11 protein-coding genes and 1 other RNA gene are annotated in these 13,708 nt (G+C 50.3%); 5 read left to right on the top strand and 7 right to left on the bottom strand.

Translation table 11 applies throughout. From position 1 onward, the window contains the following. Positions 1–8: 8 nt before the first annotated feature. The 7 genes from OGY15_RS05320 to garD form a co-directional block, all read right to left on the bottom strand. Positions 9–929 (bottom strand): ROK family protein, encoded by a 921-nt coding sequence (locus OGY15_RS05320; RefSeq protein WP_187253314.1) that lies wholly within the window; start codon positions 927–929, stop codon positions 9–11. Between the two features lie 18 nt (positions 930–947). Beyond that, complete coding sequence (locus OGY15_RS05315) at positions 948–2,204, bottom strand: Gfo/Idh/MocA family protein (RefSeq protein ID WP_187253313.1); 1,257 nt, start codon at positions 2,202–2,204, stop codon at positions 948–950. A 36-nt stretch (positions 2,205–2,240) separates the two neighbouring features. Then, complete coding sequence (locus OGY15_RS05310) at positions 2,241–3,347, bottom strand: ABC transporter ATP-binding protein (protein ID WP_187253312.1); 1,107 nt, start codon at positions 3,345–3,347, stop codon at positions 2,241–2,243. A gap of 11 nt (positions 3,348–3,358) precedes the next feature. After that, a complete protein-coding gene (locus OGY15_RS05305) occupies positions 3,359–4,183 on the bottom strand; it encodes a carbohydrate ABC transporter permease (protein WP_003024907.1) in 825 nt (274 codons plus the stop codon). Between the two features lie 10 nt (positions 4,184–4,193). Beyond that, a complete protein-coding gene (locus OGY15_RS05300) occupies positions 4,194–5,138 on the bottom strand; it encodes a carbohydrate ABC transporter permease (RefSeq protein ID WP_187253311.1) in 945 nt (314 codons plus the stop codon). Positions 5,139–5,216: 78 nt separating this feature from the next. Beyond that, entirely contained in the window at positions 5,217–6,476 is a 1,260-nt protein-coding gene (locus tag OGY15_RS05295) for an ABC transporter substrate-binding protein (RefSeq protein WP_151217831.1), read from the bottom strand. A gap of 355 nt (positions 6,477–6,831) precedes the next feature. Continuing rightward, positions 6,832–8,403 carry a galactarate dehydratase gene (gene garD, locus OGY15_RS05290; protein WP_187253310.1) on the bottom strand — a complete coding sequence of 524 codons (1,572 nt, stop codon included), beginning with the start codon at positions 8,401–8,403 and terminating at the stop codon, positions 6,832–6,834. A 402-nt stretch (positions 8,404–8,805) separates the two neighbouring features. Here garD and garP point away from each other — a divergent pair, with 402 nt between their 5' ends. From garP to rnpB, 5 genes are all read left to right on the top strand, one after another. Then, positions 8,806–10,140, top strand: coding sequence for a galactarate/glucarate/glycerate transporter GarP (gene garP, locus OGY15_RS05285; RefSeq protein WP_003024898.1), 1,335 nt, complete (start codon positions 8,806–8,808; stop codon positions 10,138–10,140). Between the two features lie 15 nt (positions 10,141–10,155). Continuing rightward, complete coding sequence (gene garL / locus OGY15_RS05280) at positions 10,156–10,926, top strand: 2-dehydro-3-deoxyglucarate aldolase (protein ID WP_151217829.1); 771 nt, start codon at positions 10,156–10,158, stop codon at positions 10,924–10,926. Between the two features lie 30 nt (positions 10,927–10,956). After that, positions 10,957–11,847 carry a 2-hydroxy-3-oxopropionate reductase gene (gene garR / locus OGY15_RS05275; RefSeq protein WP_003024889.1) on the top strand — a complete coding sequence of 297 codons (891 nt, stop codon included), beginning with the start codon at positions 10,957–10,959 and terminating at the stop codon, positions 11,845–11,847. 65 nt (positions 11,848–11,912) lie between these two features. After that, positions 11,913–13,058, top strand: coding sequence for a glycerate 2-kinase (garK, locus tag OGY15_RS05270; protein ID WP_151217828.1), 1,146 nt, complete (start codon positions 11,913–11,915; stop codon positions 13,056–13,058). 32 nt (positions 13,059–13,090) lie between these two features. Continuing rightward, an RNA gene (rnpB, locus tag OGY15_RS05265) (RNase P RNA component class A) lies at positions 13,091–13,467 on the top strand. Positions 13,468–13,708: the final 241 nt, after the last annotated feature.

Here is a 13,708-nt window from a genome sequence, read left to right as displayed (position 1 = left end):
GCAGTTTTTTAGTGGGTCTGCGTACCCTGTTCAACCAGCAGCAATGCGGCACCGCGAACCCCGCTGGATGCGCCATGGATGGCCGGGAATACGCGGGCAGGTTCTAATCCCGGGAACAAATAACGTGACATGGCCTGCGGCAGCAACGTATAAATTTCTTCGATGTTGGAAACCCCACCGCCGAGAACAAAAGCATCGACATCCAGAATCAACTGCAATTGCGCCAGCGTACAACCTAACATATCTATCCATGCTTCTACGGTGGTGACGGCGCTGGCATTGCCATGACGATAGCGCTCCAGCAATGTCTCCATTTTAAGCTGTTCACCACTGAAGTGTTTGTGGAGCCAGAGTAAACCGGGGCCAGATTGATAGCGTTCCAGGCACCCTTGTAAGCCACAGCCGCACTTCAGTTCCGGCAAGTGATAACGACGCATAAATGTTGCTGGAAGCGGTAAATGGCCAAACTCACTGGCCATTCTGTTGCGGCCCCGATACAGCTGACCGTCAATGACTAACCCTCCACCCATGCCGGTGCCAATAATGGCACCAAAAATTCTGGAGAACTGGCGAGCCTGCTGGGTATGGGCTTCCGAGAGTGCAAAACAGCAGCAGTCATTGTCCAGTTCAACCGAACGATTGAGGCGATGGGCCAGATCGTTCATCACCTGGCGTCCAGTCAAGCAAGGGACGTTAGATGACAGTAACTTTCCGGTATGTCTGTCCATAAGGCCGGGCATGCCGATGCCAATTTTTCCTTGCGTTCCTGTCGCCCAGTCGGCGGTATCAATAAGTGAAGTAAAGGTCGAAAGAAAGAGTTCATAATCCTGGACTGGCGTGGCGACGCGCTTGCGCCAGCAAACCTGCATTTCCTTATCAAAAGCGACAATTTCAGTTTTGGTTCCACCAATATCAACACCGTAAAACATGCCTCATCTCCTCCGGCTTCACAGCGTAACCAGACAGTTTTCCTTGCGAGCGCGCTCTGCGGCAAAGACCATTAAGTGGCTTTCCAGTGACTCATCCGGGCCGGAAAGGATCATATTTTGATCCTTAGCCATCACTGCGTGGATAAAGCGATCCATCAGGTAGTAATCGCCACCGCTATGCCCTCCCATCTGGGTTTGCGTCCCTGCGGCGATCTCCTCTATTTGATGTACTGTCTCTTTATCTGTCAGGAAATCAAACACACGGATCTGTTCGCCGTCACCTTCCAGATAACCTTTGGTACCAAAGAGACGTGTTTTTCGATCTTCCATTTTGGTAAACGCGGTCATGGTAAAGGTCACTGTCTGTTGGTGGGCAAAACGTAAGTTAACAACCTGATGATCCACCACATCATTATCACAACGATAAACGCAACGACCATAAGGCCCATCGCGCAGCGCCTGGCGAACATTCTCTTCGTTGGGGTCTGCAGTCAGTACCCGACGGAAGTGTGGAGTGCATTTGTGGTTTTCACCCAGATAAATTTTGCAGGCTGACCAGGGGCAAGTTGCTTCAACCTGACAATCAAGGCAGCGATCGGCGGCGCCAGCAGGCTGATTCTCTTTCACAAAGTGACTCAGGCTGCCAAATGATCCTACATCCTGGCAGCTGTCGCCCATGATGTAGCGGATCCAGTCCAAATCATGACAGGATTTCTGTAACAACATAAATGACGATTCTGCTTCATTGCGCCAGTTACCACGTACAAACGAGTGTGCCTGATGCCAGTAACCTACGGGTTCGAGATGCTGCATGCTGACAATATCGCCAATTACGCCATCATCAAGCAGCGATTTCAGCTTTTGCGTATAGCGGGTGTAGCGCAGAACGTGGGCGACCGCCAGTAATACGTTGTTGCGTTTGACCGCATCAATAATGATCCGGCAATCTTCTGGTGTAGGGGCGAGCGGTTTTTCCAGCAGAATGTGATAGCCGAGATTGGCAAACGCTACGGCTGGATCTTTGTGCATATTATCCTGGGTGCAAATAAGTACTACGTCGGCCATTTTGGGTTGGGCCGCAGCCTCTTGCCAGTCGCAAAATACGTTGTTTGGGGCAATCTTATGCTGTGCGACAAACTGCTGGCGATATGCCTCTCTGGGCTCAGCAACGCCTACCACCTGCATTCTGTCTGGATGTTCAAGCGCATAGCGAGAATATATTTCTCCGCGCGCACCAGCCCCTACCACTAATACGGTTACTTTATTCGCACACATATAAACCTCTCATTTTTCACTTAGCCTGAATAACGGTCAGGCCAAATTTTCTTCATGTTTTTTATCAAACAAAAAGGCGGCTTCCAGATTAAATTTCACTTTGATAGATTCGCCAGGAAGAGGGTTCCAGTCGGGGGTGGAGTTAATACGTAAGATCATATGTTGTTCACCAATATCAAAATGCAGAAGGTCTTCGTTGCCCATCCTTTCTACGTTGGTAATGTGCGCATCGAACGCAGAGACGTCATGCTGCGAGGCTAACTGAATGGCCTCTGACCGGATGCCGAACCAGACGCTGGAGTGCGGGTATTGCTCCAGTAGGTTACTCAAGCGTGTATTCAATGGCAGGATTAAATTATCAGCCAGGCGGAGGCCACGAGCACCGGGTTCAATATCAAGCAGCAGGATATTCATTGCCGGATTGCCAATAAAACCAGCAACAAATTTATTCCTGGGATGATGGTAGATATTTCCTGGGGTATCCACCTGCATAATACGACCGCCATTAAGAACGCAAATTCTGTCTCCCATCGTCATCGCTTCAATCTGATCGTGCGTGACGTACACCATGGTTGCGCTCACGCCTTCGTGACGCAGTTGTCGATGCAGTTCTGTCAGCCGCACGCGCATTGAAACACGCAGCTTTGCATCCAGGTTGGAAAGCGGCTCATCAAATAAAAAAACGTCTGGCTTACGCACGATAGCCCTGCCAACGGCAACGCGCTGACATTGACCGCCCGAAAGTTGGCCGGGCTTTTTATCGAGTAATGTCTCTATTTCCAGCTTGTGTGCAGCTTCCCGTACGCGGATATCAATCTCTTCTTTGCTCATTTTCCCTAACAGACTGAATGCCATATTTTTATAAATCGTCATGTGGGGATAGAGGGCATAATTCTGGAAGACCATGGCAACGCCTCGCTCCTTTGGTAGCAGGTCGTTGACGCACTTCTCTCCGATTGCTATATGACCATGAGTGATATCTTCCAGACCTGCAATCATGCGCAGCAGCGTTGATTTGGCGCAGCCTGATGGCCCGACAAACACCATGAATTCGCCATCGTGGATTTCAAGATCAACGCCATGGATCGCCTGAAAGCCATTGGGATAGACTTTGCTTACTGCCTGTAATTGAATACCTGACATAACACTGCCCCTTATCCTTTAATTCCGGCACCAGCGATGCCGCGAATAAAATAGCGCTGGAAGAAGATATAAAGTAACAACATCGGGATAATCGCCAGCAATGCGCCCGCCATTAACATCGGATATTCCACGCCTGAGCGTCCGGAAAGCGAGGCTAACCCTACCGGTAATGTCATTTTATCCATGGAGGTATTAACGATCAGCGGCCACATTAAGTTATTCCAGCTCCACAATCCGTTAATAATGACGCAGGCAATCAGCCCTGGTTTAATTAATGGCAGCATAATTTTGAAGAAAATAGTCAGATGGTTATACCCATCCATAATGGCTGCCTCTTCCAGTTCTTTAGGTACTGACAGAAAAAACTGACGCAATAAAAAGGCGCTATATATGCTAAATAAACCCGGTAGCACCAGTCCAGGAATTGAGTTCAGCAAACCGATTTTTTCAACGGTTAAAAACTGTGGGATTAAAAAGATCTGACCGGGCACCATCAGAATTGAAATACACAGCATAAACAGGACATCTCGCCCTTTAAAACGCAGTCGGGAGAAACCGTACGCTGCCATTGCCGCAATCAGTGTCTGCAAAATGACGATGACCAGCGTGGAGACGATCGAGTTAAAGTAAAAGCTGCCAAAAGGCATTTCATGCAAGATTTTACCGTAAGCCTGAAACCCTGGGTTGGCAGGTAGCAGGATCGGCGGAAAGGCGATGCTTTCTGCCTGGGTTTTAAAAGAGGTGATGATCATCCAGATGAAGGGAACCACAGTTACCAGCGTCGCGAGGATCATCAAACCGTAAATTAGCCATTTTTCACGTTTAGTCATGAACATCGTGGTTGCCTCACTGTGCTTTAAGTCGTTTACCAATCCATATTTGCAGCAGCGTCAGGACCATCGTGATAACGAAAATCACCACCGCGATCGCTGAGGCATACCCTTTTTCATGGTAGATAAAGGCGTATTTATAGAAGAGATAGGCGATAGTCATCGTCTGATCGTCCACCATGGATGAACTGCCAAACAGCAGATAAACCACATCGAAAATTTGCAGCGTTTCGATAAAAGAGATCACCAGTACGAAAAACAGCGTGGGGATCATTAGCGGTAAGGTAATAGACCAGAATCCACGCAATTTGCTGATGCCATCCAGCGACATCGCTTCATAAATTTGTTTGGGGATCCCCTGCAATCCGGCGAGCAGAATGATCATCTTCAGCGCGATAGCCGACCAGATAATCACCAGTGAGGCGCTCAGCCGGACGACATCGGGATCGGATAACCACCCGATGGCCGGAAGATCGAAAAAGGCCAGGATCTGATTAATTAAGCCGAAGTTTCGGTTCATCAACCACTGCCAGACCATAGCAATGGCCGCAGGCATAGTGACAGCGGGCAGAAATAACAGCGTGCGAAACAACCACTGACCGCGAATCGCCTGATTCAGGCCAATTGCGAGCAGTAATGACAAAACGGTGATTATTGGTACGCAAATAAATACATAGGCCAGAGTGTTATATATTGCTGAACGAAACTCATCATCGCTGAATAAATTAATATAGTTATCTAAGCTGATCGTCGTCCAGATCTGAAACTCGCCAAGATCGGTGAAGCTATAGAAAACGTTCTGGAAGAACGGAGTAAAGTAGAAAACAATTAACCCCGCCAGTAATGGCAGAATCATTATCCATCCCCAGAAGCGTTCTTCTTTTTCCAGCTTGGTCAGGGACTTTTTTTGCGCCTCCCTGGTCGGTAATTGTGGGGATGCGGCTTCATCTGAATAACTCATACAGACTCCGGGATGCTCACTGTGCAACCAAAATATATTGCGCGGGCGAAAGCGAGAGGGAGCATGGCTCCCTCAGGATTATTTCTGCATTTCTCGTTCAACGCGTTTAGCAACACCAGGCATTACTTTCTCTGGGTCAGTACCCGTCCACACTTTTTTCAAGCCATCATTCAGGATGCTATTCCACTTGGCGGTATTAGAGCCAGCGGTTGGATATTTATGTGAGAAAGCCAACGAATCGATATAGGCTGAAACATCAATATCCTTAAAGCCTTCAGCCCACTCTTTGGCCACTTTTTGATTGGCGGGGATCACGACTTTTCCCGTAGCCAGCGTCTGCTGCGCATGCTCAGAGCTCATGAATTCAATGAACTTCCACGCCGCATCTTTATGCTGACTTTTGGCTGACATAGCAAATGCCAGACTATGGGATACACCTGCCTGCTCTGCCATTTTAGGCATTGGCACTACGCCGACGTGATCTTTAATCAGTTCGTTTTGAGAGAAAGGTAGTGCCCACCATGACCCAGCGTAGACCATGGCCACTCGATTTGACTGGAAGACATCTGAGGCTTCCATCTCGCCTGGGGGTTGGATCAGTCCTGCGTTCAGCATGCCTTGAACATCGCGATAGACGGCGATAGCTTTGTCATTGGCAACATCCGTTTTGCCCCCCGGTAGGACAATCTTATCTCCGGCCTGTAATAGCAGGTTAAAGTAACTATCCTGTCCGCTGCTGAATTCCATTGCCAGTGGATAAGACTGTTTATCCAGCCCTTTACGTAACTGCTCTGATTTTTGTTTTAGATCGTCCCACGTCCAGTTTTTATCGGGATAACTCACACCAGCCTGATCGAACATTTTTTTGTTGTACCAGACGGCAATTGCATCAATATCTCTTGGGATAGCGTATTGCTGCGACTGATATTGGTAGGCATCGACTGAGCTTTTAACAAAATCATCCAGTTTCGGCACTGATTTATCTTTCAGATAATTACTCAGTGGTTCCAGCATGCCATTTTTCACATATTGCTGGAAATTAGGCATGTTCATCCAGAATACATCCGGTGCTACATTTCCACCGACTGCCGAACTGAGTTTGATAAAGTATTGGTCATAAGGCGTTAGTTCAATTTCGATCTTAATACCAGGGTTGTCTTTTTCAAATTCTTTAACGAGCTGTTGTTCGCCAGGGAGTTGATTGCGGTCCCATAATGTGTAGCGTAATTTAACAGGCTTTGCTTCCGACTGGCCTTCAGCACTCGCGACGACAGGTGTTGCCAGTAAACAGGAAATAAGACAGGCCAATGCGACGTTATTTTTATTCAGGGTATACATAACTTCCCTCTTTATTCAGGTCAGAATGCTAATGAGGTAAATTACAGGAGCCTATGAATAATCTGTTTAACATCGGAGAAAGTCAAAGCAGTAAAAAAGAGAGGTTTATCGCATTAAAACAAGATTGTCTTTCGGTGGGTTTCTCTTTTATCAAAACGAAAATATAACGTAAAACAAGGTTGATATTATTTCTTTTTATTTCATATTGTTAGGTTCATTTTTCAGGTTTGAAACGAAAAAAACAGGCGTTAAAAAAAACCTCTAAAAATGCGAACATTATCACTTTATCTGTTTAGGCATCGACATAAAAAACGGGGATAAATCCCCGTTTTTTCTTTGGCTTTCGTTTCGATAATCAGGTCACTGGCGCCGGGTTAAACACCGCCAGCTGGTTATGCAGCCCCCACTGATCTGAGAATGTTTTCTTACGTCCGCTGGCGACGTCGAGAATAAACTCGAACAGTTTCAGACCCACATCTTCAATCGTTTCTTCTCCGGTGGCGATGGTGCCTGCGTTGATATCCATCAGGTCAAACCAACGATTGGCCAACTCGGTACGCGTCGCCATTTTTATCACCGGCACGGCCATCAGGCCATACGGTGTACCGCGACCGGTGGTAAAGACTTGTACTGTGATCCCGGAAGCAACCTGTTGCGTACCGCAGACAAAATCGCTGGCGGGGGTGGCAGCGTAAATCAGGCCACGTTTGGTTGGACGCTGGCCCGGCGACAAGACTTCGACAATCGCGCTCTTGCCCGACTTCGCAATAGAACCCAGCGCTTTTTCCACCACGTTTGCCAGACCACCTTTCTTGTTACCTGGAGAAGGGTTAGCGCTGCGGTCCGTTTTGCCCATGTCCAGGTAGTTGTCGTACCAGGCCATCTCCTCGAGCAGGCGTTTACCCACATCTTCGTTAATCGCACGTGGAGTCAGAAGGTGGATGGCATCGCGTACTTCGGTAACTTCAGAGAACATCACGGTGGCGCCACAGCGTACTAACAGGTCGGAGGCATAGCCTACAGCCGGGTTGGCCGTTACGCCGGAAAACGCATCGCTGCCGCCGCACTGCATGCCGACCACCAGTTCTGATGCCGGGCAGGTTTCACGCTGGCGCTGATTGAGCTTTGCCAGATGGCGTTCGGCCACCTGCAAAATATCGGCAACCATCGATTGAAAGCCGACGTGTTTTTCATCCTGCAGGCTGACGATGCTGGCGCTGTCGACCGGAATGCTTTTTACATCGTGCGTGCCTTCCAGCAGGCGCTCTGGCTGCAGTTTTTCACAGCCGAGGCCAATGACCATTACCTCACCGCCAAAGTTCGGGTTTAGCGCAATATTGTGAATAGTTCGAATGGGCACGATGGCGGCTGGAGCGTTAATCGCCACGCCGCAGCCGTACAGATGATTGAGCCCGACTACGCCGTCGACATTCGGATATTTGGGCAGCAGGTCGCGCTCAATGATTTTCACTACATAGTCCACCACGCCCGCCACGCAGTGCACGCTGGTGGAGATGCCGAGCAGATTCTTGGTGCCAACGCTACCGTCAGCATTGCGGTAGCCTTCGAAGGTATAACCCTCGAGAGGCGGCAGAGGCTCAGGCACTTTGGTTGCCAGCGGCAGCGTCTCCAGCGGCGGGGCCTTGGGCAGCTCAACCATTGATTCATCAATCCAGCTGCCACGGGGGATATCGCGAACGGCATAGCCTATCACTTCGCCATAACGCACGATTTCGCCGTGAACTGGAATATCCACGAGCGCCACTTTATGACCCTGGGGAATATGTTCAATTAGCTCCAGTCCGTCCGGAAAACGTGTCCCGGCTTTCAGACCATTGTCATTGACAATAATCGCCACATTATCTGTGTCGTGAACTTTAATATAAAACGCCGTTGGCGATTCTTGTCTAATTTCGATGTCGGCCATTGTCCAGTATTCTCCAACAAGTGGTGATAATAGTGTAGGTATTTATATTTTGAATCTCATTGTCAGTAATAAAGATTCGGTATCGTGAAATAAGAATGCCAGGAGTTTATCGCGAAGAATGTGACAATGATCACTTAAACTCAGCAAGGCCGTCCCACCAGGGGTAGCAATACGTAAATGTGTGGATTAGCGCCCATGCATGTGTGCATATGCCCAAAACATTATTTTAATAACTCGTGTTTAATGAGCGCTTGCACAATGATTAACCTTGGGCTGCTGATTATACTAAATCACGGTTTTATAGCGTCTGATAAATAATTATACGTTTTTATTATCGGTAATTTATCATCAGGGATATTTGCCAAATAATAATAAAAACTTTATGTACCCGAGGTAATTAGAATGATACTGGATACAGTTGTCGAGAAAAAGAAAGGTACGCACACCCGTTACTTAATATTACTAATCATATTTATTGTTACCGCCGTTAACTATGCGGACCGTGCGACGCTGTCTATTGCCGGCACGGAAGTGGCGAAAGAGTTGCAGCTCAGTGCCATATCAATGGGTTACATTTTCTCCGCCTTCGGTTGGGCTTACCTGTTGATGCAAATCCCTGGCGGTTGGCTGCTGGATAAGTTCGGTTCGAAGAAAGTCTACACCTACAGTCTGTTCTTCTGGTCGCTGTTTACCTTTCTGCAGGGTTTTGTAGACATGTTCCCGCTGGCCTGGGCGGGTATTTCAATGTTCATCATGCGCTTTATGCTGGGCTTCTCGGAAGCGCCGTCCTTCCCAGCGAACGCCCGTATTGTGGCGGCCTGGTTCCCGACGAAAGAGCGCGGTACGGCATCCGCGATTTTTAACTCCGCACAATATTTCTCCCTGGCGCTGTTTTCGCCGCTGCTGGGCTGGCTGACCTTTGCCTGGGGCTGGGAGCACGTCTTTACCGTGATGGGCGTTATCGGTTTTGTGCTCACTGGCCTGTGGGTAAAGTTTATCCATAACCCAACCGATCACCCGCGTATGTCGCAAGAAGAGCTGAAGTTTATCTCTGAAAACGGTGCGGTCGTGGATATGGACCATAAAAAGCCCGGCGATGTGAAATCAGGTGGCCCTAAACTGCATTATATCAAGCAGTTGCTGACAAATCGTATGATGCTTGGCGTGTTCTTTGGTCAGTATTTTATTAACACCATTACCTGGTTTTTCCTCACCTGGTTCCCGATTTACCTGGTACAGGAAAAAGGCATGTCGATCTTGAAAGTGGGGCTGGTGGCGTCGATTCCTGCGCTGTGCGGATTTGCCGGGGGCGTGCTCGGCGGTGTGTTCTCTGATTATCTGATTAAACGTGGCTTCAGCATCACTCTGGCACGTAAGCTGCCGATTGTGCTCGGAATGTTGCTCGCGTCGACCATTATTCTGTGTAACTACACCGATAACACCACTCTGGTGGTTGCGCTGATGGCGCTTGCGTTCTTCGGCAAAGGCTTCGGCGCGCTGGGTTGGCCGGTGATTTCCGATACCGCGCCGAAAGAAATCGTCGGTCTGTGCGGTGGGGTATTTAACGTATTTGGCAACGTAGCCTCTATCGTCACCCCGCTGGTGATTGGTTATCTGGTGAGCGAGCTGCACTCATTTAATGCTGCGCTGATGTTTGTAGGGTGTTCGGCGCTGATGGCAATGGTTTGCTACCTGTTTATTGTCGGTGACATTAAACGTATGGAATTGCAGAAATAAACAAAGGTATAGGCGATGAATAACACGATTTTCCCGAATAAGTTTAAAGCGGCCCTCGCGGCGCAACAGATTCAGATTGGCTGCTGGTCTGCATTAGCCAGCCCAATTAGTACCGAAGTTTTAGGCCTGGCGGGTTTTGACTGGCTGGTGCTGGACGGCGAACACGCGCCGAACGATATCTCGACGTTTATCCCGCAATTGATGGCGCTGAAAGGCAGCGTCAGCGCGCCGGTCGTGCGCGTACCGACCAACGAGCCGGTGATTATCAAGCGCTTGCTGGATATTGGGTTTTACAACTTCCTGATCCCGTTCGTTGAGACGGAAGAAGAGGCAGTGAACGCCGTGGCGTCGACCCGCTATCCGCCGGAAGGTATTCGCGGCGTGTCCGTCTCCCATCGCGCCAATATGTTTGGCACCGTACCTGACTACTTTGCGCAGTCGAATAAGAACATCACCATCATCGTGCAGATTGAAAGTCAACAGGGCGTCGATAACGTTGACGCCATCGCGGCGACCGAAGGCGTTGACGGTGTCTTTGTCGGTCCAAGCGATCTGGCTGCGGCGTTAGGCCATCTCGGCAATGCATCACATCCTGATGTGCAGAAAGCTATCCAGCACATTTTTGCCCGCGCGAAAGCACATGGCAAACCAAGCGGCATTCTGGCCCCGGTAGAGGCAGATGCGCGTCGTTATCTGGAGTGGGGCGCGACGTTTGTTGCCGTTGGCAGCGACCTTGGCGTGTTCCGTTCAGCCACGCAGAAACTGGCTGATTCTTTTAAGAAATAACCACCATCGACAGTAGAGAGAGATAAAGACATGACAATGAAAGTTGGTTTTATTGGCCTCGGTATCATGGGTAAACCAATGAGTAAAAACCTCCTCAAGGCAGGTTACTCGCTGGTGGTTGCTGACCGTAACCCGGAATCCATTGCGGAAGTGATTGCCGCAGGTGCAGAAACCGCCGCCACGGCGAAAGATATTGCCGAGCAGTGCGATGTGATCATCACCATGCTGCCGAACTCTCCGCACGTGAAAGAGGTGGCGCTGGGGGAAGGCGGTATTATTGAAGGGGCGAAGCCGGGCACTGTGTTGATCGACATGAGTTCCATCGCGCCGTTAGCCAGCCGCGAAATCAGCGAAGCGCTGAAAGCGAAAGGCGTGGATATGCTGGATGCGCCGGTCAGCGGTGGTGAACCAAAAGCGATTGATGGCACGTTGTCGGTGATGGTTGGCGGTGATAAAGCGATTTTTGACAAGTATTACGATCTGCTAAAAGCGATGGCTGGTTCGGTGGTACATACCGGTGACATTGGCGCGGGTAACGTTACTAAGCTGGCGAACCAGGTGATTGTGGCGCTGAACATTGCGGCGATGTCTGAAGCGCTGACGCTGGCGACCAAAGCGGGTGTGAACCCGGATCTGGTGTATCAGGCGATCCGAGGCGGACTGGCTGGAAGCACCGTACTGGACGCGAAAGCACCAATGGTTATGGACCGTAACTTTAAGCCGGGTTTCCGTATTGACCTGCATATTAAGGATCTGGCGAATGCGCTGGATACCTCGCATGGGGTCGGTGCGCAGTTGCCACTGACTGCTGCCGTCATGGAGATGATGCAGGCGCTCCGCGCAGATGGGCTGGGCACTGCCGATCACAGTGCGCTCGCATGCTACTACGAAAAACTGGCGAAAGTGGAAGTCACTCGCTAACAAGAAGGGCGCGGATGCGCGCCCTGTATTTCTTGCCTTGCGCGGCACAGTCAGGCTACATAACTATGAAAATCGTAATTGCCCCAGACTCTTATAAAGAAAGCCTTTCTGCCACCGAGGTAGCTCAGGCAATAGAAAAAGGATTTCGGGAAATTTTCCCCGATGCGCAATATGTTTCAGTTCCGGTGGCCGACGGCGGCGAAGGAACGGTCGAAGCCATGATCGCCGCCACGCAAGGGAGTGAATATTCCGCGTGGGTGACGGGGCCGCTGGGTGAAAAAGTGAATGCCTGCTGGGGTATGTCCGGAGATGGGAAAACTGCGTTTATCGAAATGGCGGCTGCCAGCGGTCTGGCGTTGGTTCCTCCTGAGAAGCGCAATCCGTTAGTCACCACGTCACGCGGTACCGGGGAACTGATTTTGCAGGCGCTGGATAGCGGGGCGCAGAGCATTATTATCGGCATTGGCGGTAGTGCGACCAACGACGGCGGCGCGGGTATGGTGCAGGCGCTGGGCGCGAAGCTCTGCGACGCCAATGGGACAGAGATTGGCTACGGGGGCGGCAGTCTGATGAGCCTCAACCGCATCGACATTTCCGGTCTGGATCCGCGATTAAAAACCTGCTCCATTCGCGTGGCCTGCGATGTGACCAATCCACTCATCGGTGATACTGGCGCTTCGCGAATCTTCGGCCCGCAGAAAGGGGCGACGGAAGAACGCATTCTCGAACTGGACCGTAATTTATCCCACTATGCTGACATCATTAAAAGATCGCTGCGGGTCGATGTGAAGGATGTTCCCGGAGCCGGTGCAGCTGGTGGAATGGGTGCCGCGTTAATGGCTTTTTTAGGCGCGGACCTGCGCAGTGGTATTGAGATTGTGACCCAGGCGCTCAACCTGGAAGAGCATATTCACGACTGTACGTTGGTGGTGACCGGAGAGGGGCGTATCGACAGCCAGAGTATTCATGGCAAAGTGCCGGTAGGTGTGGCGAACGTCGCGAAGAAGTACCACAAACCAGTAATTGGTATTGGCGGCAGCCTGACGCGTGATGTAGAGGTAGTGCATCAATATGGTATCGATGCGGTATTTAGCGTCTTGACCAGCATCAGCACGCTGGAAGAGGCCTTCCGCGGGGCATTTGATAATATTTATCGCGCTTCAAGGAACATCGCCGCCACGTTGGCGATAGGAATGCGCAGTGCGGGGTGACATTGACCCGCAAACCCTCTATACTGCGCGCCGAAGCTGACCAGACAGTCGCCGCTTCGTCGTCGTCCTCTTCGGGGGAGACGGGCGGAGGGGAGGAAAGTCCGGGCTCCATAGGGCAGGGTGCCAGGTAACGCCTGGGGGGGAAACCCACGACCAGTGCAACAGAGAGCAAACCGCCGATGGCCCACGTAAGTGGGATCAGGTAAGGGTGAAAGGGTGCGGTAAGAGCGCACCGCGCGGCTGGTAACAGTCCGTGGCACGGTAAACTCCACCCGGAGCAAGGCCAAATAGGGGTTCACAAGGTACGGCCCGTACTGAACCCGGGTAGGCTGCTTGAGCCAGTGAGCGATTGCTGGCCTAGATGAATGACTGTCCACGACAGAACCCGGCTTATCGGTCAGCTTCACTCTTTATAAAACCCCGCTTCGGCGGGGTTTTTGCGTTGCGATTGGTTCACCATGGTTCAGGCGTTTATTTCTCCTTCATCTAATCTTTTATTTGACCTTTATTTATTCGGCGGGCTTCTTTTATTTTATGGAATGCTTCGTGGGATAATTCATTTTTTGTGATGGTTAGCACAAAACGCTGTGCGATACGTTTTTATCGAGAATAATCGAACGCAATCGATCGACATCACAAAATTACTTGCT

This window comes from Citrobacter sp. Cu231 (assembly GCF_030332265.1).
In the GTDB taxonomy this organism is placed as follows: Bacteria; Pseudomonadota; Gammaproteobacteria; order Enterobacterales; family Enterobacteriaceae; genus Citrobacter; species Citrobacter meridianamericanus.
This window is presented reverse-complemented; position numbering and strand designations above follow the sequence as displayed.

Bases quoted from the DNA above. Each gene is read 5' to 3' on its own strand.
- OGY15_RS05320 (WP_187253314.1), bottom strand. From the start codon at position 929: ATGTTTTACGGTGTTGATATTGGTGGAACCAAAACTGAAATTGTCGCT.
- OGY15_RS05315 (WP_187253313.1), bottom strand. From the start codon at position 2,204: ATGTGTGCGAATAAAGTAACCGTATTAGTGGTAGGGGCTGGTGCGCGC.
- OGY15_RS05310 (WP_187253312.1), bottom strand. From the start codon at position 3,347: ATGTCAGGTATTCAATTACAGGCAGTAAGCAAAGTCTATCCCAATGGC.
- OGY15_RS05305 (WP_003024907.1), bottom strand. From the start codon at position 4,183: ATGTTCATGACTAAACGTGAAAAATGGCTAATTTACGGTTTGATGATC.
- OGY15_RS05300 (WP_187253311.1), bottom strand. From the start codon at position 5,138: ATGAGTTATTCAGATGAAGCCGCATCCCCACAATTACCGACCAGGGAG.
- OGY15_RS05295 (WP_151217831.1), bottom strand. From the start codon at position 6,476: ATGTATACCCTGAATAAAAATAACGTCGCATTGGCCTGTCTTATTTCC.
- garD (WP_187253310.1), bottom strand. From the start codon at position 8,403: ATGGCCGACATCGAAATTAGACAAGAATCGCCAACGGCGTTTTATATT.
- garP (WP_003024898.1), top strand. From the start codon at position 8,806: ATGATACTGGATACAGTTGTCGAGAAAAAGAAAGGTACGCACACCCGT.
- garL (WP_151217829.1), top strand. From the start codon at position 10,156: ATGAATAACACGATTTTCCCGAATAAGTTTAAAGCGGCCCTCGCGGCG.
- garR (WP_003024889.1), top strand. From the start codon at position 10,957: ATGACAATGAAAGTTGGTTTTATTGGCCTCGGTATCATGGGTAAACCA.
- garK (WP_151217828.1), top strand. From the start codon at position 11,913: ATGAAAATCGTAATTGCCCCAGACTCTTATAAAGAAAGCCTTTCTGCC.